The sequence below is a fragment of the Dyadobacter linearis genome, from assembly GCF_907165045.1.
In the GTDB taxonomy this organism is placed as follows: Bacteria; Bacteroidota; Bacteroidia; order Cytophagales; family Spirosomataceae; genus Dyadobacter; species Dyadobacter linearis.
Genome location: NZ_CAJRAU010000003.1, coordinates 770,223 through 793,452 on the forward strand (window position 1 = coordinate 770,223; position 23,230 = coordinate 793,452).

A 23,230-nucleotide genomic window follows, 5' to 3' on the forward strand; every position below is an offset into this window, starting at 1 on the left:
ATTTCCGCTATTCTTAGGATTTAAATTTGAAGACAATTAATTCTTTTAATAGTTCAATCAACTAATTGATACCAAATGAAAACTACTGTACGGCTTCTGTACATGCTCTTGTTTCTGGCATTTGGAACACTATCCTATGCGCAGGAAATTGATGTAACAGGGAAAGTAACATCTGCGACAGACGGCTCACCATTGCCGGGGGCCAGTGTTCTGATAAAAGGGACTACAAACGGTGTCCCGACCGATGCCGAAGGAAATTATGCGATCAAAGTCCCTTCCGGGCAATCTGTGCTTGTATTCTCAATGATCGGTATGGTGGCCCAGGAAATTCCGGTGGGCACGCAAACGGTCATCAATGCAGGTTTGCAGGAGGACGCCCGCGCTTTGAATGAAGTGGTTGTGGTGGGTTATGGTACCCAGCGCAAGCTCGATGTGACTGGCTCAGTGGTGCAGATCAAAGGTGAGGATATTTCCAAACAGCCCTCTATGAATGCTGTAAGCGGTTTGCAGGGAAAAGTAGCCGGTGTTCAGATCAACAACTCGGGAAAACCAGGCGAAGCTCCACAAATACGTATCCGTGGTGTAGGTACCGCCTATGGTAGTGCCAATCCACTTTATGTGGTTGATGGTGTTTGGTTTGACGATATCAGCTTTTTGAACTCAGGTGATATTGAAAGCATGAACATTCTGAAAGATGCTTCAAGCCAGTCTATTTACGGGGTACGCGCCGCAAATGGTGTGGTTTTGATCACCACCAAAAAAGGGAAGTCAGGGAAAGCGGTTGTGGATTACAATGGGTTTGTAGGCTTCCAGAAAGTGACTAACCAGGTTAAAATGGCGAATGCGAAAGAATACGCTACCATGGTAAACGAGCTGAGCAATATCAACGGTAAAGAAAATATCCTTGACCCGAACCAGTTCGGCGAAGGTACCGACTGGTACGATCAGATTTTGCGTACTGCGAAAGTGACCAACCACCAGCTTTCGATCAGCGGCGGCGGTGAAAAATCTACTTTCAACTTCTCACTGGGCTATCTGGATCAGGAGGGAGTTGTTCAAAAAAATAACTTCAAACGTTACACAGCCCGTCTGCAAAATGATTTCCAGGTTCTGAAAAGCCTGAAAGTAGGTTATACTGCAACTGGTTCTTTCAGCAAATCGAAAGATGAAGCGGGCGGCATTTTCCGCCAATTGTATGCAGCCGGGCCAGTTGTTCCTGTTTACAATGCAGACGGTACTTACGGAGATCCAAACGATTTTAACCTGGGTGACGCGAACAATTTCAACCCACAGGTTACCATTGATTATTTCAATCAAAACACCAAAAGAACGCTGCTGACAGGTAATGCATACGCCGAACTTTCAATTTTCGACGGGCTTACCTTTAAAACAAGTCTGGGTGGAAGGTACTCGCAGGACGAAACGCGCTTCTACAATCCTGAATACGTTGCCACTTTGAAGCAACGCAATAACACCAGCCAGCTGAGCTTCACGCGTCCGCAAAGTCGCTACTGGATTTTTGAAAATACCTTGACTTATACCAAAGAATTTGGCCAGCATAACTTCACAGCACTTTTGGGCCAGTCTGCCCAACGTGACCAATCTTACAAGCTAACTGCTTCTGCATTAAATGTGCCTTACACTAGTGAGGGCGATTTGTACCTGGCGCTTGGAAATACAGAGGGACGGAATGTAGTGGATGAAGGCGATTTGGGCACTTATGCTTCTTATTTTGGTCGTGTTAACTACTCTTTCGGCGACCGCTATTTACTTAATGCATCTCTTCGCGCCGATGGTTCTTCCAAATTTTTCCAGGGCGGAAATGCCTGGGGCTACTTCCCTTCGGTAGGTGCTGGCTGGGTGATCAGCAATGAGGCTTTTATGAAGAACCAGAATTTCGTTGATAACTTGAAAATAAGAGGAAGTTGGGGTAAGATCGGTAATGCATCTGTTCCGTCTAATTTGTCGACACTCACGGTTGCGGCTGGCGGTAATCTGGCAGCATTTTTCGGGGGACAGCTGAATACAGGAGCGAGCATCAATACCATTATCCCCCCTACTACCTTTTGGGAACGCGGAGTTGGTACTGATGTAGGTCTGGAAGCTGCATTCTTGAAATCTAGATTGACTGTTGAGCTGGATTATTATATCAAGAAAACAGAACGCGCTATTTTCGACATTCCGGTACTTACCTCAATCGGAACCGAGTCAGGTCGGATCGTAGGTAACCAGGCTACTTTTGAGAATAAAGGTTTTGAATTCGCATTGAGTTGGAGAGACGAGATCGGTAAAGACCTGACTTACAGCATTGGGTTCAATGGCGGCATCAACAATAACAAGGTACTTGCTGTAACCTCCGGCGCAAATCCGATTTACGATGGCGGAGTTGGATTGACTGGCGGTGCATTGGCTACCCGTACCAGAGTGGGTGATCCGATCGGTTCATTTTACGGATATATTGTAGACGGTATTTTCCAGAATCAGGACGAGATCGCTGCCTCAGCGCAGCCAACTGCTAAACCCGGCGACTTCCGCTACCGAGATATCAGCGGAACAGCGGGCGTACCCGACGGTGCAATATCAGGGCTTGACAGGCAGGTGATCGGAAATCCAAACCCTAAATTCACTTATGGTATCAACACCAACTGGAACTACAAGGCATTTGACTTAATGCTCGATTTCCAAGGCGTTTCGGGGGTAGATGTTTACAATGCGAACCTGGGATGGAGATATGGTAACGAAAACTTTACCAAAGACTATTTCGATAACCGCTGGCACGGAGAAGGTACTTCGAATACTTATCCTTCTGCAAACATTGGTGGAGGCTCCAACTATTTCCCGAATACATTCTTTGTTCAGAGCGGCAGCTATTTCCGGGTTAGAAATGCCCAGCTAGGTTATACTTTCCCACAAGCTTTTAATGAGAAGTTGAAAATCAGGAAATTAAGGTTGTATGCAAATGCGCAAAACGCTTTGAACTTCTTCAAATACAAAGGCTTATCACCGGAAGTGAGAGCGAACGAAAACAAGCCTACACAGGCAGGTATTGACGCGAACGTTTATCCGCTTTCGGCTACTTATAACTTCGGTATCAATGTTACTTTCTAATATCAGAATCAACATGAACTATATAAATTTTAGAAATCATCTCAGGAAAACCAGCTTATACCTTGGCCTGGCCGGTATGCTGATTATCCCTTCGGCTTGTGACGAAAGCTTCCTGGACACTGATCCGCAGGGAAAGCAGGCGGGAGCAGTTTTTTGGCAAAATGAAGGCGACGCGACCAAGGCTGTGAATGCTATGTACGCTAACCTCCGCGGCTGGAACAACACCGCGTTCGCTGCAATCGCAGTCGAAAATATCGGTTCTGACGATGCTGAAAAAGGCTCAACTGCATCTGATGCGACGTTTTTCAATGATTATGACAGGTTTGTAGTTAGCTCCAACGACGCGCAGTTGGGTGGTTTCTGGCAAGGTCAATACCAGAATATCAACTATGCAAACCAGGTAATTACAAACATTCCTGCGATCAGCATGGATGAAACGCTTAAAGCCCGCTATATCGCGGAGGCAAAATTTGTCCGGGCTTATTCCTATTTCCGTCTGGTGAGAGCATTCGGCGATGTACCGCTTCGATTGGCTATTCCAAAAGATGCGACTGAATATAACCTACCACGCACGCCGAAAGCGGAAGTTTACGCTGCGATTGAACAGGATTTGACGGAAGCAGCTGCTACGCTGCCAGTGAACTACGGCGCAGCTGATGTAGGTCGTGCAACCAAAGGAGCGGCACAGTCGCTCCATGCAAAAGTGGCAATGTACCAGGCTAAGTGGCAGCAGGTTTTTGATTTGACTAATGCGGTAATGACGTCGGGACAATATTCGCTGTTTCCTCAATATGATGCGTTGTTCCGGGTTCCAAATGAGAACTCTGTCGAATCTATTTTCGAAATCCAAAATGAGCTGTTCACCGCAAATAAAGACGCATCGAACTCGCAGTACTCTCAGGTTCAAGGGGTAAGAGGTGTAGTCGGAGGTGGCTGGGGTTTTAATGTACCTACCGAAGCATTGGCTGATTCCTTTGAAACCGGAGACCCGAGAAGAGATGCGACCATTATCTTCCGCGGCGAAACCACGCCTTCCGGTGACGTGATCCCAAAAATTGGTGACAACCCGATGTACAATCAAAAATCGTACGTTCCGTTCAGCATGTTCGTCTCTGGTTTTAACGAGGGAGTCCAGCAGAATATCAGGGTGATCCGTTATGCAGACGTTTTATTGATGAATGCAGAAGCGGCCAACGAACTGGGTAACACAACGCAGGCGCTTGCTTCACTTGAAATGGTACGTGCCCGCGCAAGAGGTACTTCGAAAAATGTGCTTCCAAAGGTTACAACGACAAATAAAGCAGCTTTACGGAATGCAATCTGGCATGAAAGACACGTTGAGCTTGCCATGGAAAACGACCGTTATTTCGATGTGATCCGCCAGGGAAGAGCTGAACAGATTTTTGGTCCAAAGGGTTGGAAGCCTAACAAAAATGAAGTTTGGCCGATACCTCAGAATGAGATCGAGCTAAGCGGAGGTATTCTGGTTCAGAATCCGGGGTATTGAGGTTAATGACTGAATGACTGAATGACTGAATGATTGAATGAATGATATTGCGTTTTAGAGACATTCTTCTTTTCTGGGTTTTGGTTTGGTTTGGGGTTTCCTGTAAAACGGAGAGCGACCCCAATCCAGCCGCCCCGGCGAAGGTGGATACCACTACAAACAAGTTTCCGATTATATCTGATGAAGCGCTGCTTACCCTGGTTCAGCAACAAACCTTCAAATACTTCTGGGATTTTGCGCATCCGGTGAGCGGACTCGCGCGGGAACGTAATACCTCCGGCGATGTAGTGACGAGCGGCGGCAGTGGATTTGGCATGATGACGATCCCTATCGCGGTAGAAAGAAAATTCATTACGCGTGCTCAGGGTTTGGAAAGAATGCAGAAGATTGCCGGATTTCTGAAAAGCAATACGCAGAAATTTCACGGCGCATTTCCACACTGGCTGAATGGCGCTACCGGCGCGGTTGTCCCTTTTAGTGAAAAAGACAATGGGGCTGATCTGGTGGAAACTGCATTTCTGGTGCAGGGATTACTGACGGCGAGGCAATATTTTAACGCGAATACACCGGCTGAAACTGCATTACGTGCTGATATCAACGCGATTTGGGAAGGTGTTGAATGGGATTGGTTTCAGAAAGACAAAGAGAATGTGCTCTACTGGCATTGGAGCCCGAATTTTGGCTGGGAAATGAACCACCAGATCCGTGGCTGGAACGAATGTCTGATCACTTATGCGCTCGCGGCCTCATCGCCAACGCACGGTATTTCAAAGGCCGTTTACGATAATGGCTGGGCAAGATCGGGCGATTTGAAAAATGGGAATAGCTATTACGGCATTAACCTGCCACTCGGAGAAGCTTACGGAGGTCCGTTGTTTTTCTCGCATTATTCTTTTTTAGGATTGAATCCCACGGGACTTACAGATCAGTACACTGATTATTTTACCCAAAACAAAAATCATACATTAATTAACTATAACTACTGTATTGCCAACCCGCAGGGATTTGAAGGTTATAGTGACCAATGCTGGGGACTGACGGCGAGCGATATTCCTGACGGTTACAATGCGAATTCTCCCACAAACGACAAAGGCGTGATTACGCCGACCGCGGCTTTATCTGCATTTCCTTACACGCCGGCTGAATCCATGAAGGCGTTAAAATTCTTCTATTACAAGCTCGGCGACAAACTCTGGGGAGAATACGGATTTCATGACGCATTCTCTATCGATCAGTTCTGGTTTGCAGATTCCTACCTCGCGATCGACCAGGGACCGATTGTGATTATGATCGAAAATCACCGCAGCGGGCTGCCGTGGAATCTTTTTATGAGCGCCCCCGAAGTGAAGATCGGTTTGAAAAAGCTCGGATTTTCGAGTCCGAACATTAATTAAGTAGTACCTAAAAACTCAATCATGAAAATTTCCTTCTATTATATCCTGGGAATACTATTGCTATTTGCAAAAGTGGATAGCCAGGCGCAAAAGAAGAAAGCAACCACTACTAAGCCAGCGACTTTCAACGCAGCGGATCGGCCGAAAAATCTGTCCGATACTGCCTTGCTGGAACTGGTGCAAAAACAAACTTTCCGCTATTTCTGGGAATTTGGGCACCCGGTAAGCGGCATGTCACGCGAGCGTAGCAATATAGCTTTCGATTATGGTGACGAGGTAGTTACCACCGGCGGTACTGGTTTTGGGATTATGGCGATGATCGTTGCCGCTGAAAGAAAGTGGCAGCCGCGCGATTCTGTTGCGGCGCGTTTATTGAAGATGGTCAAATTTCTCTCGAAAGCCGATCACTACCACGGTATTTTCCCACACTGGCTAAATGGCGCAACGGGTAAAACGATCCCGTTTGGTCGAAAAGACGATGGCGGCGATCTGGTTGAATCTTCCTTTTTATTCCAGGGCCTACTGGCCGCACGCCAGTATTTCGATAAGGATAATGACCTGGAAAGAGATTTGCGAAACCGCATTCAATGGATCTGGAACGAGGCGGAGTGGGATTGGTACACGCAGGGAAACCCGAATCAGCTGTACTGGCATTGGAGTCCGAATCACGGCTGGGCGATGAACTTCGAACTGCGGGGTTACAACGAAACGCTGATCACTTACATTCTGGCAGCATCTTCTCCGCGCTATCCGATCGCTCCGCAAGTTTACCACAAATGCTGGGCACAAAGTGATCATTTCAAGAATGGAAGAGAATTTCATGGAGTCAAACTGCCGCTTGGTTTTGACTACGGCGGCCCGCTTTTCTTTGCGCATTATTCATTCGTAGGACTTGACCCGCGCAATTTGAAAGACCAGTATGTAGACTATTGGGAGCAAAATGTTAATCATACTCTGATCAACTATAAACACTGCGTCGCAAACCCCGGGAAATTTAAAGGCTACGGAGAAAATAGCTGGGGACTGACTGCAAGCGACACCTACAATGGCTACAATGCGCATTCCCCAACCAATGATTTCGGCACGATAACCCCCACCGCAGCGCTTTCTTCCTTCCCTTATACACCCAGAGAATCCATGAAAGCATTACGCCACTTTTATGACGACCTGGGTGACAAGATTTGGAGTGAATATGGGTTTGTAGATGCATTCAATGAATCCCAGAACTGGTATGCTAAGTCGCATCTTGCTATTGACCAGGGACCGATTATCGTAATGATCGAGAACTATCGCACAGGTTTGCTATGGAACCTGTTTATGAAAGATAAGGATGTTCAGACCGGGCTAAAAAAGCTGGGTTTTGAAAGTCCGGCGCTGGAAACAAGCAGTAAAAATTGACCACTTTTTGACCTAAATTAACCGAAAGACCAGCCAGCCGCTGGTCTTTCGGTTTTATAAAATATAATTGTACCTTGATAGTGTTTTCTTGAAATGGCACGCTCAAATAGTGCCCTACCGGCTCATTTAAACATTAAAATCATGAATAGATACTACAAATCAATATTTCCGATCCTGCTTTTCAACCTGCTTTCCCTGACTGCCCCGGCGCAGATGTGGCAGGTGTCCGAGCCTGAAAACCTTCCTCAAAAGAGACATGAAAATGCGATGGCGACCGCTAATGGTAAGCTGTACCTCCTGGGTGGCCGCGGCTTGAAAGCGGTCGACGAATATGATTTCAAGAAAGACTCATGGACAAGTCTGGCGCAAACACCGCTTGAAATGAGCCATTTTCAGGCGGTCACTTACAAAAACGAAATTTATGTGCTGGGCGCTTTTACCGGCAGCTACCCGCACGAAGTACCGATCCCCGACATTTATATATTCAATCCGATTAAAAACGAGTGGCGAAAAGGTGCTTCCATTCCTGAAAACCGAAGAAGGGGCGCAGCGGGTGCATTTGTGATGAATGATAAAATTTATCTTGTCTGCGGCATTCAGGATGGGCACTGGGACGGACAGGTGACGTGGTTCGATGAATTTGACCCGGCAACTGAAACCTGGAAAACACTTCCCGACGCGCCGCGACCGAGAGATCACGTGCAAGTAGCTGTTTTAAACAACAAATTATATGTGGCAGGCGGCCGGCTTTCGACGGCGCGCATTAATCAGGTTTTGAATACAGTGATCAAGGAAGTGGACGTTTTTGACTTTAAAACTAGTAAATGGACTACGCTACCTGCCGAAAACAACTTGCCAACCTTGCGCGCGGGAAATACGACTGTCGTTTACAACAATAAAATTCTGGTGATAGGTGGCGAAAGTGACGCGCATGTGGAGGCGCACAATGAAGTAGAAGCATTTGACCCTCAAACTAATAAGTGGGAGAAAATGCCTTCGCTGTACCAGGGCCGGCATGGAACGCAGGCTGTGTCTCTGAACAAAAAGATATTTATCGCAGCTGGCTCGGCCAATCGCGGCGGCGGGCCGGAGCTGAACGATATGGAAGTCCTTAATAAGTAATCGAATTATCAAAACACACGAATGAATTTACGCCAATCCGTTTTTTGCGCGATACTATCGGCTATTTCGGTTTCCGGTTTTGCCCAGGAACACAAATTCACCCGCGCCGATACCCTCCGCGGCTCCATTACACCCGAACGCGCGTGGTGGGACCTTACTTACTATCATTTGAAGGTAAAGCCCAATGCGCAGGACAGCACTCTGAGCGGCAGTACCACGATCATTTACAAGGTATTGCAGCCAAATCAGCGTATCCAAGTGGATTTGCAGCAGCCGCTGCTGGTCAGTAAAGTGATCCAGGACGGCGAATCGCTCGAATTTAAGCGCGACGGCAATGCATTTTTTATTGACCTGAAAAAGAAACAGGAAACAGGAAAGGCAGAGAGTATCGAGGTGTTTTATTCTGGTAAACCGAGGCTTGCGAAGAACCCGCCATGGGATGGTGGCGTGCAGTGGATACCTGATGGCCAGGGGAATACGATCATTTCAACGTCGTGCCAGGGTTTAGGATCGAGTGTGTGGTGGCCTTGCAAAGACCATATGTACGACGAGCCCGACAGTATGCAGATCAGCATTACCGTACCTCAGAAAATGACTGACGTTTCTAACGGAAAGCTCCTTTCTATGGTTGAAAACGGCGATAACACCCGCACTTTCAATTGGGTGGTAAAAAACCCGATCAATAATTACGGTGTGAATATGAACGTGGCGAATTATGTGAGCTGGGACGAAACTTACAAGGGTGAAAAAGGCGATTTGCCGGTTAGCTATTACGTTTTGCCTAAAAACCTCGATAAAGCGAAAGAACATTTTAAACAGGTCCCGATGATGCTGAAAGCATTTGAGCATTGGTTTGGTCCCTACCCCTTTTATGAAGATGGTTACAAACTGGTGGAAGTGCCATACCTCGGCATGGAGCATCAGAGCTCGGTGACTTACGGAAATGATTACAAAATGGGTTACCGCGGCCGCGATCTTTCGAATACAGGCTGGGGCCTGAAATGGGATTTTATTATCATTCACGAAAGTGGCCACGAATGGTTTGCGAACAATATCACTTACAAAGATGTGGCTGACATGTGGGTTCATGAGAGTTTTACCAACTATTCTGAAAACCTATATACTGAGTATTATTTTGGTAAAAAAGCAGGTTCTGAGTATGTGATCGGCACCCGCAAACTAATTGAGAATAAAGCACCGATCGTAGGAATTTACGGTGTGAATCAGGAAGGCTCGAAAGATATGTATTACAAGGGCGGAAATATGCTGCACACGATCCGCCAGGTTGTGAATGATGACGAAAAGTGGAGGCAGGTTCTGCGGGGCTTGAATAAAACATTTTACCACCAGACAGTTGACGGATCACAAATTGAAGAATATGTAAGTAAAGAGTCCGGCAAGGATCTGAGCAAGGTTTTCGACCAATACCTTCGCGACACGCGCATTCCGGTTCTTGAATATAGTTTTGGAGGAAAAGGGCTGCAATACCGCTGGACGAATGTGGTAGCGGGTTTTGAAATGCCGGTCAAGGTGCAGATCGGCGCAGGGAAAGAGGAATTTATTTACCCTACTACCGAGTGGAAAACGATCAAAGCAAAGTCAGAAAAGAGACTGACCGTCGATCCTAATTTTTACGTAGAGGCGAAGGAAAGCAAGACTTCGTAATTAGTCCCAGCATTCCATAATCAGCATATCCCCGTTTTTAGCAGAAATCCTGACCATTCCATCCACCTCGGCTTCATTACTGTTGCCGGTGCGGTGACCCAAGGTCAGGGTTTCGTTTTTTAAGTTGTATTTCAATCCGGAAGTTTCAATACCTTCCACAGCTCCGATCGGAACAAGTGAAATGGGCGTACCGGCAGCATACCATTTTTCGAAAGTCCCGGTAAGCGGGAATATTTTGGAGTAATCATCGAACATTACGAGCCTGATCTGGTCTTTATACCGCACCATGTTTGTGATATTGGTCACTGCATGATCGGCGCGGCGGCCGGTTGCCCACACGATATTGGCTGCGGGAAATCCTCTTTCTATCAAAAAATCGATCCCTTTTTCAAGGTCAGTCTTTTCGGTATCAGGCGCATTTACAATTTCTAAGGGTTGCTGGCGGGCAAGTATTGCGTCGAAATCGTGCGGATCGTCAAAATCGCCCAACCAGACATCCACTTTAATGCCCAGTTCCAGTACACGGTAAATTGCATTATCGAGTACGACAATGAATGGGCTCCATTCGAGCAACTGCCCGAGTAGCTCTTCACTGCAAGCTTCTCCGTTAGCAATAATCAGCGCCGGCTCCTGCTTCTCTCTTACAATATGGTGTGATGACATTATTTAGTTATCTACTTTTTATCAGCGTAACCAGCTCCTTAAATTGCTGAGTCATCTCATCGAATCGCTGATCCATTTTGTCAAATCGCTGATCCATTTTGTTAAACCGCTGATCCATTTTGTCAAATCGCTGATCCATTTCATCAAAGCGCTGATTGACTTTGTCGAATTTCTTATCTATTTCAGCAAATTTTTGATCCATTTCCTCGAATTTCTGATCCATTCGAGTTTCAAGTTTGTCCAGCCTTACCTCGATCCGGTCAACGCGAATTACCAGCCGGTCGAACTTGTCTTCCAGCTTTTCGAACCTTACCTCCAGTTTTGCTTCGAGACTGTCAAATCTGATAGCGTGATCGTCGAGTCGATCATTGATCACGTTCAATTCTTTATGGACACTTGCAAATCCAGTATGTACCAGTGTTGTCAGCGATGCCAGTCCTGTTGCTATCATATCAATCTGCTTTCCATGTTCAACACATATATTCTCCAATTGATCAATTCTTTGTTCGATAAACATACTCGTGCGTGTTATTAATGTGTAATAAATCGTCCGCAATATGTTCACGAAAACCATCAAGCGCAATACCCCAAAAAGGAGTATTTATTTGCAGGTCAGACTCCCAATTCTTTGGCTTTGTTCCAGTATGTATCCATTTCCGATAGCGTCATATCTGACAATGATTTTCCGTCAGCCTTTGACGCTTCTTCGAGATATTGGAAGCGGCGGATGAATTTTTTATTGGTTCGTTCGAGCGCAGTTTCAGGGTTAATATCGACGAATCTGGAATAGTTTACGAGTGAGAATAAAAGGTCGCCAAACTCTCCTTCCGCTTCCCTCTGGTCGATTGCATTACCGGTTTCTATATCAAAATTCTGCTTGAACTCTTCGAGCTCTTCCTGCACTTTTTCCCAAACCTGCTGCTTTTCATCCCAGTCAAAACCTGCGCCCCGGGCCTTTTCCTGGATCCGCATTGCTTTTACCAAGGCAGGCAGCGAAGCCGGCACGCCCGACAATACCGATTTATTTCCCTCTTTCAGTTTCAGTTTCTCCCAATTTTGCTTCACTGCCTCCTCCGAATCTGCAACAGCGTCGCCGTAAATATGCGGGTGACGGGAAATCAGCTTATCACAAACTCCATTTAATACGTCCTGAATATCAAATTGATATGTTTTATTAGGCAAAGGTTCAGAAGCTATTTTGGCATAAAATACTAAATGCAGCATGATGTCACCCAACTCCTTCCTGATTTCGGGCAGGTCGTTTTCGATGATCGCGTCGGACAGTTCGTAAGTTTCCTCTATCGTCAGATGCCGAAGACTTTCCAGGGTTTGCTTCCGGTCCCACGGGCATTTTTCGCGCAGCTCGTCCATAATCGTAAGCAAGCGATCAAACGCCATCAGTTGGTCCTGACGATCTTTTGGAAGCGAATCAAAGTGTTTTTCCATAAAACAAAGATAGGCAATGCAAGTTTCTCAGGCTTGTTTTGGAGTGTATTAACCCGCTTTTGAGTACAGTCTGATCAGCGAACTTTTTCACTATTAAAATGTTATTCAAAACGTTAACCAAAAACTTCATCATTGAGCAAAACCCGCGGGCCACGTCCCGATAATCCGACTACCGCAACTAACCAATCCTTCAAAAAGCGTTTCTCCGCGCTGCAAAACCTGCCAAGATTTTTTTCACTGGTCTGGCAAACAAACAAAACCCTCACGATCGCGAACATTGGGTTCCGTTTGCTGAAATCGGCACTTCCGCTCCTTATCTTATATATAGGTAAAGAAATCATTGACCAGGTTGTCTATCTGATCGATCACCGCGAGAGTTCGCAGCAATATCTCTGGCTTCTGGTAGCCGCCGAGCTTGGACTTACTATCATTTCTGATCTGCTGAATCGCTGTATCAACCTGTTCGACAGCTTGCTAGGCGACCTGGTAGCCAATAAAACCTCGGTAGATCTGGTACACCACGCGGCCCGGCTCGATCTGTATCAGTTTGAAAATCCGGTATTTTACGACAAGCTGGAACGTGCGCGGCGACAAACTTCCGGGCGTACCGTACTGCTTTCACAAACGCTCACGCAGATGCAGGATGTGCTTACATTGGTGTCGTTGGGGGCTGGGCTGGTTATTTTTAACCCGTGGCTGATATTGATTCTGATCGTCGCCGTGATTCCTTCCTTTATCGGAGAGACTCATTTTAATGAACGCACCTATTCACTTACCAGGAGTTGGACGCCAGAGCGGCGCGAGCTGGATTACCTGCGTTACCTGGGTTCAAGTGCCGAAACAGCGAAGGAAGTGAAGGTTTTCGGGCTGGAAAATTACCTCGCGAATCAGTTCAAATCGCTTTCGGACAAATATTATAATGCCAATAAAAAGATCGCAGTCGCCCGGGCAGGCTGGGGGTATGTCCTCGCTGCGATTGGGACGCTGGCCTATTACGGTGCATATGTTTTTGTGCTTGCGCAAACGCTCAGCGGCATGATTACGATCGGCACCATGACATTTCTTTCTGGGTCTTTCCAGCGAATGCACGCTATGCTCCAAAATATCATGGGAAGGTTTTCGAGTATTGCTGAAAATGCGCTGTACTTGCAGGATCTGTTTGACTTTTTTGCAATACAACCTACCATACCCGCCAACGAAAACGGCCAGATCATTCCGCATCCTATCCAGAAAGGGATCATATTCGAAAATGTGGGTTTCAAATATCCTGACAACGATTTTTGGGCATTGCGCAATCTTTCTTTTTCTATTAAGCCAGGTGAAAAACTTGCGTTGGTGGGAGAAAACGGAGCGGGAAAAACGACTTTGGTAAAACTTCTGGCTTCACTTTACAAACCAACCGAAGGCCGCATTCTGATCGACGGAGTGGATATTCAGGACTACCAGCTCGCCGATCTGAGGGCTAATATTGGTATCATTTTTCAGGATTACATCCGGTACGAAATGACCGTTTCAGATAATATTGCAGTCGGGGACATTGCGCATATTGATGATAAAAATGCAATTGAAAGTGCTGCCAACAAAAGTATGGCGCACGAGCTGATCGACAGGCTGCCTAATCATTACGAGCAGGTTTTGGGAAAACGATTTAAAGACGGCACGGAACTTTCGGGCGGTCAGTGGCAGAAAATCGCACTCGCGCGGGCTTACATGCGCGATGCCCAGATCATCGTTTTGGACGAACCTACTTCTGCGCTGGATGCTCGCGCAGAACACGAGGTGTTCAAAAGGTTTACTAACCTGATCGAGGGAAAAATGGCCGTGCTCATTTCCCACCGGTTTTCAACCGTGAGAATGGCCGACCGGATTTTGTTTTTGGAAAAAGGAAAACTGATCGAGTTCGGCTCCCACGGCGAGCTGATTGCGCAGAACGGCAAATATGCCGAATTGTTCAATATTCAAGCGCAGGGCTATTTGTGATCAAAAAGGGATCCGGAAGTTAGTCTGGATCATATTGCTGGTACATTTGGCGATGATCTTGCCTTCCAGGTCAACTATCTTACCTTCCACGTGAATGATATTCTTGCCCGATCTGACGACCCAGGATTTGGCAGTGATCACGTCGCCGATCCTGGCGGAATGCAGAAAATCACAGTTCAGGTTGACTGACACGCATGCGAATTCCCGCCCTAACGCGTACACCATTGTTCCTACTACTTCGTCAAGAATGGTCGCGGCAATACCGCCGTGCAGGCTGCCCATCGGATTTGTCATGTCTTCGCGCACCGTAAATTCAACTTCCATACTGCCTTCCCGCACACCGGTCAGCTTCCCGTTGAGCCACCGCCCGACCGGCGATTTGCTTTTACTCATCGGCTTTCCAATGTGCGCTTGTAAAAAAGCGAGGCGCTGGTTTTCTCCGTCAATCCCCGGTTTTGTCGACTCACTCATGGCAAAAATCTGATAAAATAAACATTGGAAACGTAAGACGAAAAATAGTAATTATCGTAGAAATATCTAGGAATCACAGTCATTATTGTGGATTTAATTGCTATGTTTTGAAGGTTATTACTACCTTTACCGCAGTTTTTGCCAGAGATAAAAGCATACTCATATATGAATTTTACGTTATCGCAGGTTCCTGATCGCTCCCAGAAACCCCGCCAGAAGGGAATCACCATGGTGATGGATAAAGGGCTCAGTATCAGAGAGACAGAGGATATGTTATCGATTTCATCCGATTATATTGATATCGTAAAGCTGGGCTGGGCTACCTCATATGTCAGCCCGAATCTCAACGAAAAACTTGCGGTTTATAAGAATGCCAACATACCGGTTTATTTCGGTGGTACGCTCTTCGAAGCATTTGTTGTAAGAAATCAATTTGACGATTACCGCAAGCTGCTCGACAAATACGACCTCAAACACGCAGAAGTGTCCGACGGTTCTATCGAAATGAACCAGGACGTTAAGTGCGAGTATATCAGGACGCTTGCCCAGCAGGTGACCGTTTTATCCGAAGTGGGTTCTAAGGATGAAAACAAAATCATTCCTCCCTACAAATGGATCCAGCTGATCAAATCTGAATTGCAGGCAGGAGCCTGGAAAGTGATCGGTGAGGCGCGCGAATCTGGTAACGTGGGTTTGTTTCGTGCAAGCGGGGAAGTGCGCCAGGGACTGGTGGAAGAAATTTTGACCGAAATTGCATTTGAAGATATGCTTTGGGAAGCACCCCAGAAATCGCAGCAGGTTTGGTTTGTGAAACTGCTCGGTGCCAATGTAAATCTTGGAAATATTGCCCCTACTGAGCTTATTCCTCTTGAAACGATCCGCCTCGGTCTGCGCGGAGATACTTTCAACCACTTCCTCAATGCTAAAACCAAGCAGAAATGGAAGATCGATTCGAAATCGTAATAACGCATTATCACTCACCTAATATTAGCTATGGAATTCCTAAGGCAGTTTATTGACATTTTCCTCCACCTCGACAAGCATCTTTTTGACATTGTGCAGGAGTACGGTACGCTTACCTACCTAATCCTGTTTCTGATCGTTTTCACCGAAACCGGTCTGGTAATCATGCCGCTGCTACCGGGAGATTCACTTTTGTTTGCAGCAGGCGCAATAGCCGCCAATGAAACCACCGGACTCAATGTCTGGCTGATCATCGTTCTTCTGATCATTGCCGCATTATTGGGAGATAACCTCAATTATTTCGTAGGAAAAAAACTGGGCGGAGAGATCAAAAAAAGGGAAAGGATATTATTCTTGAAAAGAGAATATCTTGAAAAAACAGAAGCATTCTATGAAAAACACGGCGGAAGCACGGTAATTATGGCGCGTTTCATTCCGATCGTGCGCACCGTAGCGCCTTTCGTAGCCGGCGCTGGTAGTATGAATTATTCCAAATACATCATTTACTGCATCGCAGGGGCACTTCTGTGGGTACCTGCACTGACATTACTTGGTTTCTTCTTCGGAAATATGGAGATCGTAAAAAAGAACTTCGAACTCGTTATTTTCGGAATTATAGGATTGTCCGTCCTGCCGATGGTTTTCGGATATTTCAAAAGCAAGTTTGCGAAACCGACGGTGGTGTAGAGAGGTGTTGGCTATTAGCTGTTGGTAAAATATTTTTACAAAAAATGCCTTGCAAGTCGCAAGGCATTTTTCGTTACGCTAACAGCTAAAGGCTAACAGCCAATAGCTAACAGCCAATACTCAACTCCTCGAATAATTCGGTGCTTCTTTTTGGATCATGATATCGTGCGGGTGGCTTTCTTTGACACCTGCTGATGTGATTTTAACGAACTGTGCTTTTTGCAGAGCGGCAATGTCGCCAGCGCCGCAGTAGCCCATTCCCGCTTTCAATCCGCCCACCATCTGGTAAACGATCTCTGAAACTTTACCTTTAAAAGGTACCCGACCAACAATACCTTCCGGAACCAGCTTTTTAACATCGTCTTCTGCATCCTGGAAATAACGGTCTTTTGAACCGTCCTCCATCGCTTCCACCGATCCCATTCCACGATAAGCTTTGAATTTCCGGCCTTCGTAAATCACGATTTCCCCAGGAGCCTCGTCGCTACCTGCGAGCATGGAACCGATCATGATCGTACTTGCGCCGCCAGCCAGTGCTTTGGTCATATCACCTGAGAAACGGATACCGCCATCGGCGATCACCGGAACATCTGTGCCTTTCAATGCCTCCGCTGCCCACATTACTGCGGTAAGCTGAGGAACGCCTATACCTGCAATGATACGGGTAGTACAGATACTTCCTGGCCCAACGCCCACTTTCACTGCATCCGCACCTGCATCCGCCAATGCCTTCGCGCCTTCGCCGGTGGCTACATTCCCTGCAATCACGTCCAGTTTCGGGAACTGCGCTTTAACAGATTTCAATGCTTCAATTACACCTAGTGAGTGACCGTGCGCCGTATCCAGACTGATCACGTCCACACCGGCCTTCACCAATGCCTCTACCCTTTTCAAAAGATCGGCTGTTACGCCAACTGCCGCGCCTACACGCAGGCGGCCGTATTCGTCTTTACATGCATTCGGGTGAGATTTGCGTTTCAGGATATCTTTGTAGGTAATCAAACCTGTCAAACGGTATGCTGAATCTACAATAGGAAGCTTTTCGATTTTGTATTCCTGCAAGATCTTCTCTGCATCGTCGAGTGACAGACCGTCGGTCGCTGTGATCAGCTTATCCTTGGTCATGATCTCCGTAACCGGCTTCAACATTTCTCTTTCGAAACGAAGATCGCGGTTAGTAAGGATACCAATCAGCTTGTGATCCTTGTCAATTACGGGAATACCGCCGATTTTGAACTCACGCATGATCTGATGCGCATCGCCGAGGGTAGCAGTATCGTTGAGCGTTATCGGATCAAGGATCATGCCGCTTTCAGACCGTTTTACCTTTCTTACCTGCTCCGCCTGCGCTTCCAGGCTCATGTTTTTATGGATTATTCCAATGCCGCCTTCCTGGGCCATCGCAATAGCCAGATCAAATTCGGTAACCGTATCCATCGCCGCTGACACCAATGGAATGTTCAGTTCGATGTTACGGGTAAGCTTGGTTTTAGTTGTTGTGTTGCGAGGAAGAATTTCTGAATAACCTGGTATTAGAAGAACGTCGTCGTAAGTGAGGGCCTCGAAGAGGACTTTGGATGGGTCTGTGCTCATAGCAAATAAACGATTGTTATTTGCCGGGCAAAATTAGCTATAAGTTAGGAGTCGACCAAAAAAAGGTGAAAACAAGTCGTTTTTAAAAATTATTAAAATAATGGTAAAACGGTTTAGGGGTATTAAGCTGTTGTTTGACTATACCTTTGTATTCCATTTTCTGCTGGCATTTGATGAAGCCAATATTTACCGATGAGCAACTGGTTATTCAGCTTTCTGAAAGCAGCAAACGCGCTTTTGAGGAAGTCTATAATCGGTATTGGTATAAGTTGTTTTGCATTGCCTACCACCAGACAGCTTCCAAAGAAGAAGCCGAAGAACTGGTCCACGACCTGTTTGAAAGTCTATGGAACAGACGTGCGGAAAGCAATATCAAGCATCTCAGTTCCTACCTGGTCATTTCGATGAAGTACCTGATTACCAATCATGTAAAGTCAAAAATTACGTGGCGGAGGTATCAGGAATATGTGCTGCTCAACAAAATGCAAGAAATATCTTCTACGGAAGAAAACATCGAGTTTAATGATCTTTCGGAGGCGATCGACAAGGCGATGAAAAAACTTCCGGAGAAGACCAGCCGCGTTTTTCAGCTGAGCCGCTTTGAAAATCAATCAGTTAAGAACATTGCCAAAGAACTTCACATTTCCGAAAAAGCTGTGGAATACCATATTACCCGATCCCTCAAAATTTTGAAAGACAATCTGTCGATCTACCAAAGCGATAATTAAGTATTTCAACAAGCCATGAACCAGTACGATTTTCAGCAGACCCTCAACAAATATCTTTCCGGCCAGCACACGCAGGAGGAGGAGGATTTTGTTCTGGAATATTTTAAAAACAATCCGATGGAAGATTCGGCTGTTTTTGAAAATGAAAAAGAGGTTATCGGAAAGCGCATTCAGGCGAAACTATTCAGGACTACATTCGGTAAGCTTCTTATTTTGAGATCAATACCATGGCTGGCTGCTGCGGCTTCGGTTTTAATTGCGATCGGTGTGTGGGTTTTTGTTCAAAATGACCCTGCGGAAATAGCAGCTAATGCAGATCTGATCACGGGTAAAGGTTTGATGGAATTCAGGAATACTTCGGATAAACCACAACATGTGACACTCGAAGACGGGAGTATTGTTACACTGAAAAAAAATAGCAGCCTGAGCTTTCCTGGGCATTTCGGTGAGAAAAACAGACAGGTTTACCTCCACGGAGAAGCTTTTTTTGAGATCAAAAGAAATACCGCCAAACCATTTATCGTGCACGCCGGCGACCTGGTAACCAAGGTTTTAGGAACAAGCTTTAATATAAAATCTTACGACAAGTCAGCATCAGTGGAAGTTCGGGTGAAAACCGGGCGCGTTTCGGTTTATGAAGGAAATGAATCCAGATCCAAAACCAAAAATGGGGTAATACTCACGCCGAACCAGAAGATCATATTTGACAAAAAATCAAGGAAAATGGAATTCTCGATCGTTGAAAATCCATCGCTGCTCATTCCTGCGCGCGAAACAGATCACGGTTTTACATTCTCCGAAATACCTGTCAAAAGTGTATTCGCCTCCCTTGAAAAATCTTACGGAATTGATATTGTACTCGAAAACGACACTGCGGATTCGTGCCTTTTCACCGGTGATTTAAACGGATTGACCCTATTCCAGCAACTTGACCTGATATGTAAGTCGGCCAACATTTCTTATGAAAGACGCGGTACTGCGCTATTTGTTCAGGGAGCCGGATGTATTAATGAATAAAAAAGATAAACCTCAAATAACTATGCATAAAAAAATACCCCTCAACCGGGTTGTTTACAGCGCCATGAAAATCACGGCCAAACAACTGCTGATCTCCGTATTATGCTGCGGCATATCGTTCGCGCATGCTATTTACGGTCAGGAACTGCTCAACAAGGAGATTTTCCTGAAAACGGAGTCTCTTGAAATCAAAAAGGTCCTGCAAATGATCGAAAAGCAGGCCGATGTGAAGTTCGTATATAGTACATCGAGCATTCAGAAAGTACAGAACGTTACGGTTAAGGAAGTGAAAGGCCCTTTGAGTAAGGTACTTGATCAACTTCTCACGCCACTCAACGTTTCCTACGAGGTCGTGGGCACTTCGAGGATACTACTTCGGAAAAAGCCCGTTTTAAAAACTGCTATCGGTGATAGTGGCATTCAATCCAATGCAGCTGACCGGAATATCACGGGAAAAGTGACCGACGAAAAAGGCGACGGATTGCCGGGAGTGAATATTCTGCTGGTAGGAACGCAGCAGGGGACTTCCACCAACGAAAACGGCGAATACCGCATCACGGTGCCGGATCAGAACGCGACTTTGAAATTCTCTTTCATCGGTTATGTAAGTCAGGAAATCGCTGTGGATAAGGATATTATCAATATATCGCTGGCTCCCGACGTGAGTGCATTGAAGGAAGTGGTCGTAGTGGGCTACGGTACGCAGGAGAAAAAGGATATTACCGGCGCAGTTTCGTCTGTAAAAGGCGCTGATTTTCAAAACCTTCCTTCCGGCGGCGCGCAGCAGGCTTTGCAGGGAAGAGCTGCCGGTGTGAATGTTGTCAGAAATGGCGGCGCACCGGGCGATGCAGGCTCTATTCAGATCCGGGGTTTTGGTACGGTCAACAACTCCTCCCCGCTCGTTGTTATCGATGGAATTCCTTCAGGGACGATGAATGATGTAAACCCGAACGATATCGAATCGATTGAAATTCTTAAAGATGCCTCGGCTTCGGCTATTTATGGGACGCGCGCGGCAAACGGGGTGATCATTGTCACTACCAAAAGGGGCAAGTTCGATAATCCGCTTTCGGTTACTTTAAACGGATACGCCGGGGTTTCCAACCGCATTAAAACACTGGACGTGCTCACTGCCCGCGAATTGGCAGTTTTGAAGCAGGAAGCTTACACCAACGACGGACTCGCGATTCCTGAAATCTGGAACGACACGAAGTACCAAACCCAACTTACCAACTGGCAGGACGAGATCTTGCAACGAGGTTCCACCCAGAATTACGACGCGTCGATCCGTGGCGGAAGCAAGTATTCGACATTTTCGATTTCAGGAGGTTACTATAAAGAAACCGGGATCGTCGGGAAATCTAGCTACAAGCGACTCACATTCCGCATCAATTCGGATCACAAAATAGGTTCGAGAATCAAGATCGGACAGAATTTCCAGTTTACAAATACACATAATACCGGCCCTGATACACAATCTTCTCAAACAGGTCTGCTGTGGAGCGCGATCCGTTTTCATCCGGGTTTGCCGGTCAGAAATGCAGACGGCTCGTATGGTTCTACGCAGGGATTGGGTGCATTCGGAGATATTAACAACCCGGTTTTCACGGTAGATACGCAGGATAAAGACAATGCGCGTAACCGTTTTTTAGGTAGTGTTTTTGGTGAGATTGAAATAGCAGACGGTTTGAAACTGCGTGCAAACCTGGCTACCGACGCTACTTTCTCACAAAGCCACACTTTTGATGTGAAGATCAACGACCAGTTCAGGACCAATTCTTACAACCAGCTAAGTGTAGGAAATGATAAAAACTGGTCTTTTTTGCAGGAATATTTTCTTTCGTATGATAAGCGTTTTGGCCAACATTCTCTTGGATTGACAGGCGGCTACACTTCGCAGACATTCAATGATATTTTCTCGAATCAGTGGGGACGCGACTTTCCAAGTGAAGATCCTTCGCTGCGATACATGCAGTATGCAGGAACGATTGTGGCAGTACCGCTGGCTAATGGCGGAAACGGCGGCAGGAGCTACGATGCACTTGCTTCCTTTTTCGGGAGGGTTAATTATTCGTTCAAAGATCGCTATTTACTTACTGCAACAGTCCGCAGCGACGGTTCTTCCAAATTTGCTCCCGGAAATCAATGGGGCTACTTCCCGGCATTCTCGGCAGGCTGGCGGATTTCCGAAGAGGATTTTTTCAAAAATGCATTACCGATGTTTGGCAACTTCAAGCTGACCGGCGGTTGGGGCAGACTGGGTAACCAGAATGTAGCTTCCCTGCAATATCTCGCATTGATCAACTCTACGTACCGTTATGCATTTGGTAACGGTGGTGTTCAGAATCAGGTTTCAGGTGCGGCGCAAAGCAGGTTGGCTAACCTGCATATTGGTTGGGAAACTGCTGAAATGAGCAATTTTGGTTTAGAAATGGAGCTTTTTAAAAACAGCCTGTTCTTCTCTGCCAATTATTTCATCAAAAATACCAAGGATATGCTGCTCGCACCGCCTTCAATAGGCACGATCGGGTCAGCTACTATTCCGGACCAGAATATTGGTCAGTTGCAAAATAAAGGATTGGAATTGGAAGCTTCCTACCGCCACACAGTTGGTGCAGTTACGTTCAATCTGAGCGGCAATGCCACTTTTATCCAAAACAGAATCACAAGACTTGCTACTCCGGGAGGTTTCCTGGCGACGCAGCTTTACGGTCGCGGCCAGCAGGAAATTGTAAGAACATATGAAGGCCAGCCTTACGGTACTTTCTATGGTTACAAAACCGACGGGATTTACCAAAGCCAGGGAGAAATCGATTCCGATGCGAATATCGCAAACGATTCGCGCCGCACCGACGGGCTGATCAAGCCAGGCGATGTCAGATTTCAGGATCTGAATGGTGACGGGATTGTCGACGACGACGACCGCACGATCATCGGAAGCCCGCAACCGAAGGTAAATTACGGATTTTCGGCAGGCGCAAATTGGAAAGGATTTGACCTTAACCTGTTTTTTGTAGGGGTTGGTGGTTCTAAGATTTTCAATGCAGACAGAATGCAGGGACTCGACGCGAGCTATTCTTTCAATCTGTATGCGGAGGCAAATGAGCGGTGGCACGGAGCTGGAACCGGCAATACGGTACCGCGGGTGAGCATTGACAACGCAAACCGCAACTTCCGCCCTTCTGATCTTTTTGTTGAAAAAGGCGATTACCTGCGATTGAAAAACCTGACGCTGGGATACACAATTCCAAAAGATGCGATCGGTAAACTGAAAATGTCGCAGGCGAGGATTTATGTAACCGGCCAGAATATCCTGACTTTCACCAAATATTCGGGCCTTAACCCTGAACTGGGCTACGTAGGGAACGTTGGCAATGGATCGTACAACCAGCTGAATGTGGATTATGCGCAATATCCGCAAGCCCGCACGTGGACAGTCGGAGCTACGCTGAGTTTCTAAAATCCCAAGTTCGATTTACACCCAAGAC

At 46.4% G+C, this 23,230-nt stretch carries 17 protein-coding genes; 12 read left to right on the forward strand and 5 right to left on the reverse strand.

Translation table 11 applies throughout. The features are described 5' to 3' along the window. Positions 1-75 precede the first annotated feature (75 nt). The 6 genes from KOD92_RS13600 (at position 76) to KOD92_RS13625 (ending at position 10,194) form a co-directional block, all read left to right on the forward strand. Positions 76-3,108, forward strand: coding sequence for a SusC/RagA family TonB-linked outer membrane protein (locus tag KOD92_RS13600; protein WP_215234112.1), 3,033 nt, complete (start codon positions 76-78; stop codon positions 3,106-3,108). 13 nt (positions 3,109-3,121) lie between these two features. Beyond that, complete coding sequence (locus KOD92_RS13605; protein ID WP_215234113.1) at positions 3,122-4,615, forward strand: RagB/SusD family nutrient uptake outer membrane protein; 1,494 nt, start codon at positions 3,122-3,124, stop codon at positions 4,613-4,615. A 41-nt stretch (positions 4,616-4,656) separates the two neighbouring features. Next, on the forward strand, positions 4,657-6,009 hold the full coding sequence (locus KOD92_RS13610; RefSeq protein WP_215234114.1) for a glucoamylase family protein: 1,353 nt from the start codon (positions 4,657-4,659) through the stop codon (positions 6,007-6,009). Positions 6,010-6,030: 21 nt separating this feature from the next. Further along, a complete protein-coding gene (locus KOD92_RS13615) occupies positions 6,031-7,407 on the forward strand; it encodes a glucoamylase family protein (protein WP_215234115.1) in 1,377 nt (458 codons plus the stop codon). A gap of 141 nt (positions 7,408-7,548) precedes the next feature. Next, on the forward strand, positions 7,549-8,529 hold the full coding sequence (locus tag KOD92_RS13620) for a Kelch repeat-containing protein (protein ID WP_215234116.1): 981 nt from the start codon (positions 7,549-7,551) through the stop codon (positions 8,527-8,529). A gap of 21 nt (positions 8,530-8,550) precedes the next feature. Further along, positions 8,551-10,194 (forward strand): M1 family metallopeptidase, encoded by a 1,644-nt coding sequence (locus KOD92_RS13625; RefSeq protein WP_215234117.1) that lies wholly within the window; start codon positions 8,551-8,553, stop codon positions 10,192-10,194. On the opposite strand, the gene KOD92_RS13630 is transcribed toward KOD92_RS13625, so the two are convergent. The 3 genes from KOD92_RS13630 to mazG all read right to left on the reverse strand — a co-directional run bounded on the left by KOD92_RS13630 (position 10,195) and on the right by mazG (position 12,303). Then, positions 10,195-10,857, reverse strand: coding sequence for a thiamine diphosphokinase (locus KOD92_RS13630; protein ID WP_215234118.1), 663 nt, complete (start codon positions 10,855-10,857; stop codon positions 10,195-10,197). Between the two features lie 7 nt (positions 10,858-10,864). Then, complete coding sequence (locus tag KOD92_RS13635; protein WP_215234119.1) at positions 10,865-11,374, reverse strand: coiled-coil domain-containing protein; 510 nt, start codon at positions 11,372-11,374, stop codon at positions 10,865-10,867. 95 nt (positions 11,375-11,469) lie between these two features. Continuing rightward, positions 11,470-12,303 carry a nucleoside triphosphate pyrophosphohydrolase gene (gene mazG / locus KOD92_RS13640; RefSeq protein WP_215234120.1) on the reverse strand — a complete coding sequence of 278 codons (834 nt, stop codon included), beginning with the start codon at positions 12,301-12,303 and terminating at the stop codon, positions 11,470-11,472. A gap of 132 nt (positions 12,304-12,435) precedes the next feature. Between mazG and KOD92_RS13645 the strand changes: the two genes are divergently transcribed. Next, positions 12,436-14,283, forward strand: a complete 1,848-nt coding sequence (locus KOD92_RS13645) for an ABC transporter ATP-binding protein (RefSeq protein WP_215234121.1) — start codon at positions 12,436-12,438, stop codon at positions 14,281-14,283. On the opposite strand, the gene KOD92_RS13650 is transcribed toward KOD92_RS13645, so the two are convergent. Continuing rightward, the gene (locus tag KOD92_RS13650; RefSeq protein ID WP_229254667.1) at positions 14,284-14,754 is read right to left on the reverse strand and encodes a PaaI family thioesterase; all 471 of its coding nucleotides are present in this window, start codon (positions 14,752-14,754) and stop codon (positions 14,284-14,286) included. A 165-nt stretch (positions 14,755-14,919) separates the two neighbouring features. On the opposite strand from KOD92_RS13650, the gene KOD92_RS13655 reads away from it, so the two are divergent. Together KOD92_RS13655 and KOD92_RS13660 are read left to right on the forward strand one after the other, a co-directional pair. After that, a complete protein-coding gene (locus KOD92_RS13655; RefSeq protein WP_215234122.1) occupies positions 14,920-15,717 on the forward strand; it encodes a phosphosulfolactate synthase in 798 nt (265 codons plus the stop codon). 30 nt (positions 15,718-15,747) lie between these two features. Continuing rightward, positions 15,748-16,404 carry a DedA family protein gene (locus KOD92_RS13660; RefSeq protein WP_215234123.1) on the forward strand — a complete coding sequence of 219 codons (657 nt, stop codon included), beginning with the start codon at positions 15,748-15,750 and terminating at the stop codon, positions 16,402-16,404. Positions 16,405-16,524: 120 nt separating this feature from the next. Here the strand turns inward: KOD92_RS13660 and guaB are convergent, their stop codons facing one another. Beyond that, on the reverse strand, positions 16,525-17,997 hold the full coding sequence (gene guaB / locus KOD92_RS13665) for an IMP dehydrogenase (protein ID WP_215234124.1): 1,473 nt from the start codon (positions 17,995-17,997) through the stop codon (positions 16,525-16,527). Between the two features lie 173 nt (positions 17,998-18,170). On the opposite strand from guaB, the gene KOD92_RS13670 reads away from it, so the two are divergent. The 3 genes from KOD92_RS13670 to KOD92_RS13680 are packed head-to-tail and all read left to right on the forward strand — an operon-like array spanning position 18,171 to position 23,202. Continuing rightward, positions 18,171-18,725 (forward strand): RNA polymerase sigma factor, encoded by a 555-nt coding sequence (locus KOD92_RS13670; RefSeq protein ID WP_215234125.1) that lies wholly within the window; start codon positions 18,171-18,173, stop codon positions 18,723-18,725. 15 nt (positions 18,726-18,740) lie between these two features. Continuing rightward, positions 18,741-19,742 (forward strand): FecR family protein, encoded by a 1,002-nt coding sequence (locus KOD92_RS13675; protein ID WP_215234126.1) that lies wholly within the window; start codon positions 18,741-18,743, stop codon positions 19,740-19,742. A gap of 22 nt (positions 19,743-19,764) precedes the next feature. Then, positions 19,765-23,202 (forward strand): TonB-dependent receptor, encoded by a 3,438-nt coding sequence (locus KOD92_RS13680; RefSeq protein ID WP_215234127.1) that lies wholly within the window; start codon positions 19,765-19,767, stop codon positions 23,200-23,202. Positions 23,203-23,230 lie beyond the last annotated feature (28 nt).

Excerpts from the sequence above, each read along its gene's own strand:
- KOD92_RS13600 (WP_215234112.1), top strand. The coding sequence starts at position 76 with ATGAAAACTACTGTACGGCTTCTGTACATGCTCTTGTTTCTGGCATTT.
- KOD92_RS13655 (WP_215234122.1), top strand. The coding sequence starts at position 14,920 with ATGAATTTTACGTTATCGCAGGTTCCTGATCGCTCCCAGAAACCCCGC.
- KOD92_RS13620 (WP_215234116.1), top strand. The coding sequence starts at position 7,549 with ATGAATAGATACTACAAATCAATATTTCCGATCCTGCTTTTCAACCTG.
- KOD92_RS13675 (WP_215234126.1), top strand. The coding sequence starts at position 18,741 with ATGAACCAGTACGATTTTCAGCAGACCCTCAACAAATATCTTTCCGGC.
- KOD92_RS13630 (WP_215234118.1), bottom strand. The coding sequence starts at position 10,857 with ATGTCATCACACCATATTGTAAGAGAGAAGCAGGAGCCGGCGCTGATT.
- KOD92_RS13615 (WP_215234115.1), top strand. The coding sequence starts at position 6,031 with ATGAAAATTTCCTTCTATTATATCCTGGGAATACTATTGCTATTTGCA.
- KOD92_RS13650 (WP_229254667.1), bottom strand. The coding sequence starts at position 14,754 with ATGAGTGAGTCGACAAAACCGGGGATTGACGGAGAAAACCAGCGCCTC.
- mazG (WP_215234120.1), bottom strand. The coding sequence starts at position 12,303 with ATGGAAAAACACTTTGATTCGCTTCCAAAAGATCGTCAGGACCAACTG.
- KOD92_RS13680 (WP_215234127.1), top strand. The coding sequence starts at position 19,765 with ATGCATAAAAAAATACCCCTCAACCGGGTTGTTTACAGCGCCATGAAA.
- KOD92_RS13670 (WP_215234125.1), top strand. The coding sequence starts at position 18,171 with ATGAAGCCAATATTTACCGATGAGCAACTGGTTATTCAGCTTTCTGAA.
- KOD92_RS13635 (WP_215234119.1), bottom strand. The coding sequence starts at position 11,374 with ATGTTTATCGAACAAAGAATTGATCAATTGGAGAATATATGTGTTGAA.
- KOD92_RS13625 (WP_215234117.1), top strand. The coding sequence starts at position 8,551 with ATGAATTTACGCCAATCCGTTTTTTGCGCGATACTATCGGCTATTTCG.
- KOD92_RS13660 (WP_215234123.1), top strand. The coding sequence starts at position 15,748 with ATGGAATTCCTAAGGCAGTTTATTGACATTTTCCTCCACCTCGACAAG.
- KOD92_RS13610 (WP_215234114.1), top strand. The coding sequence starts at position 4,657 with ATGATATTGCGTTTTAGAGACATTCTTCTTTTCTGGGTTTTGGTTTGG.
- KOD92_RS13605 (WP_215234113.1), top strand. The coding sequence starts at position 3,122 with ATGAACTATATAAATTTTAGAAATCATCTCAGGAAAACCAGCTTATAC.
- guaB (WP_215234124.1), bottom strand. The coding sequence starts at position 17,997 with ATGAGCACAGACCCATCCAAAGTCCTCTTCGAGGCCCTCACTTACGAC.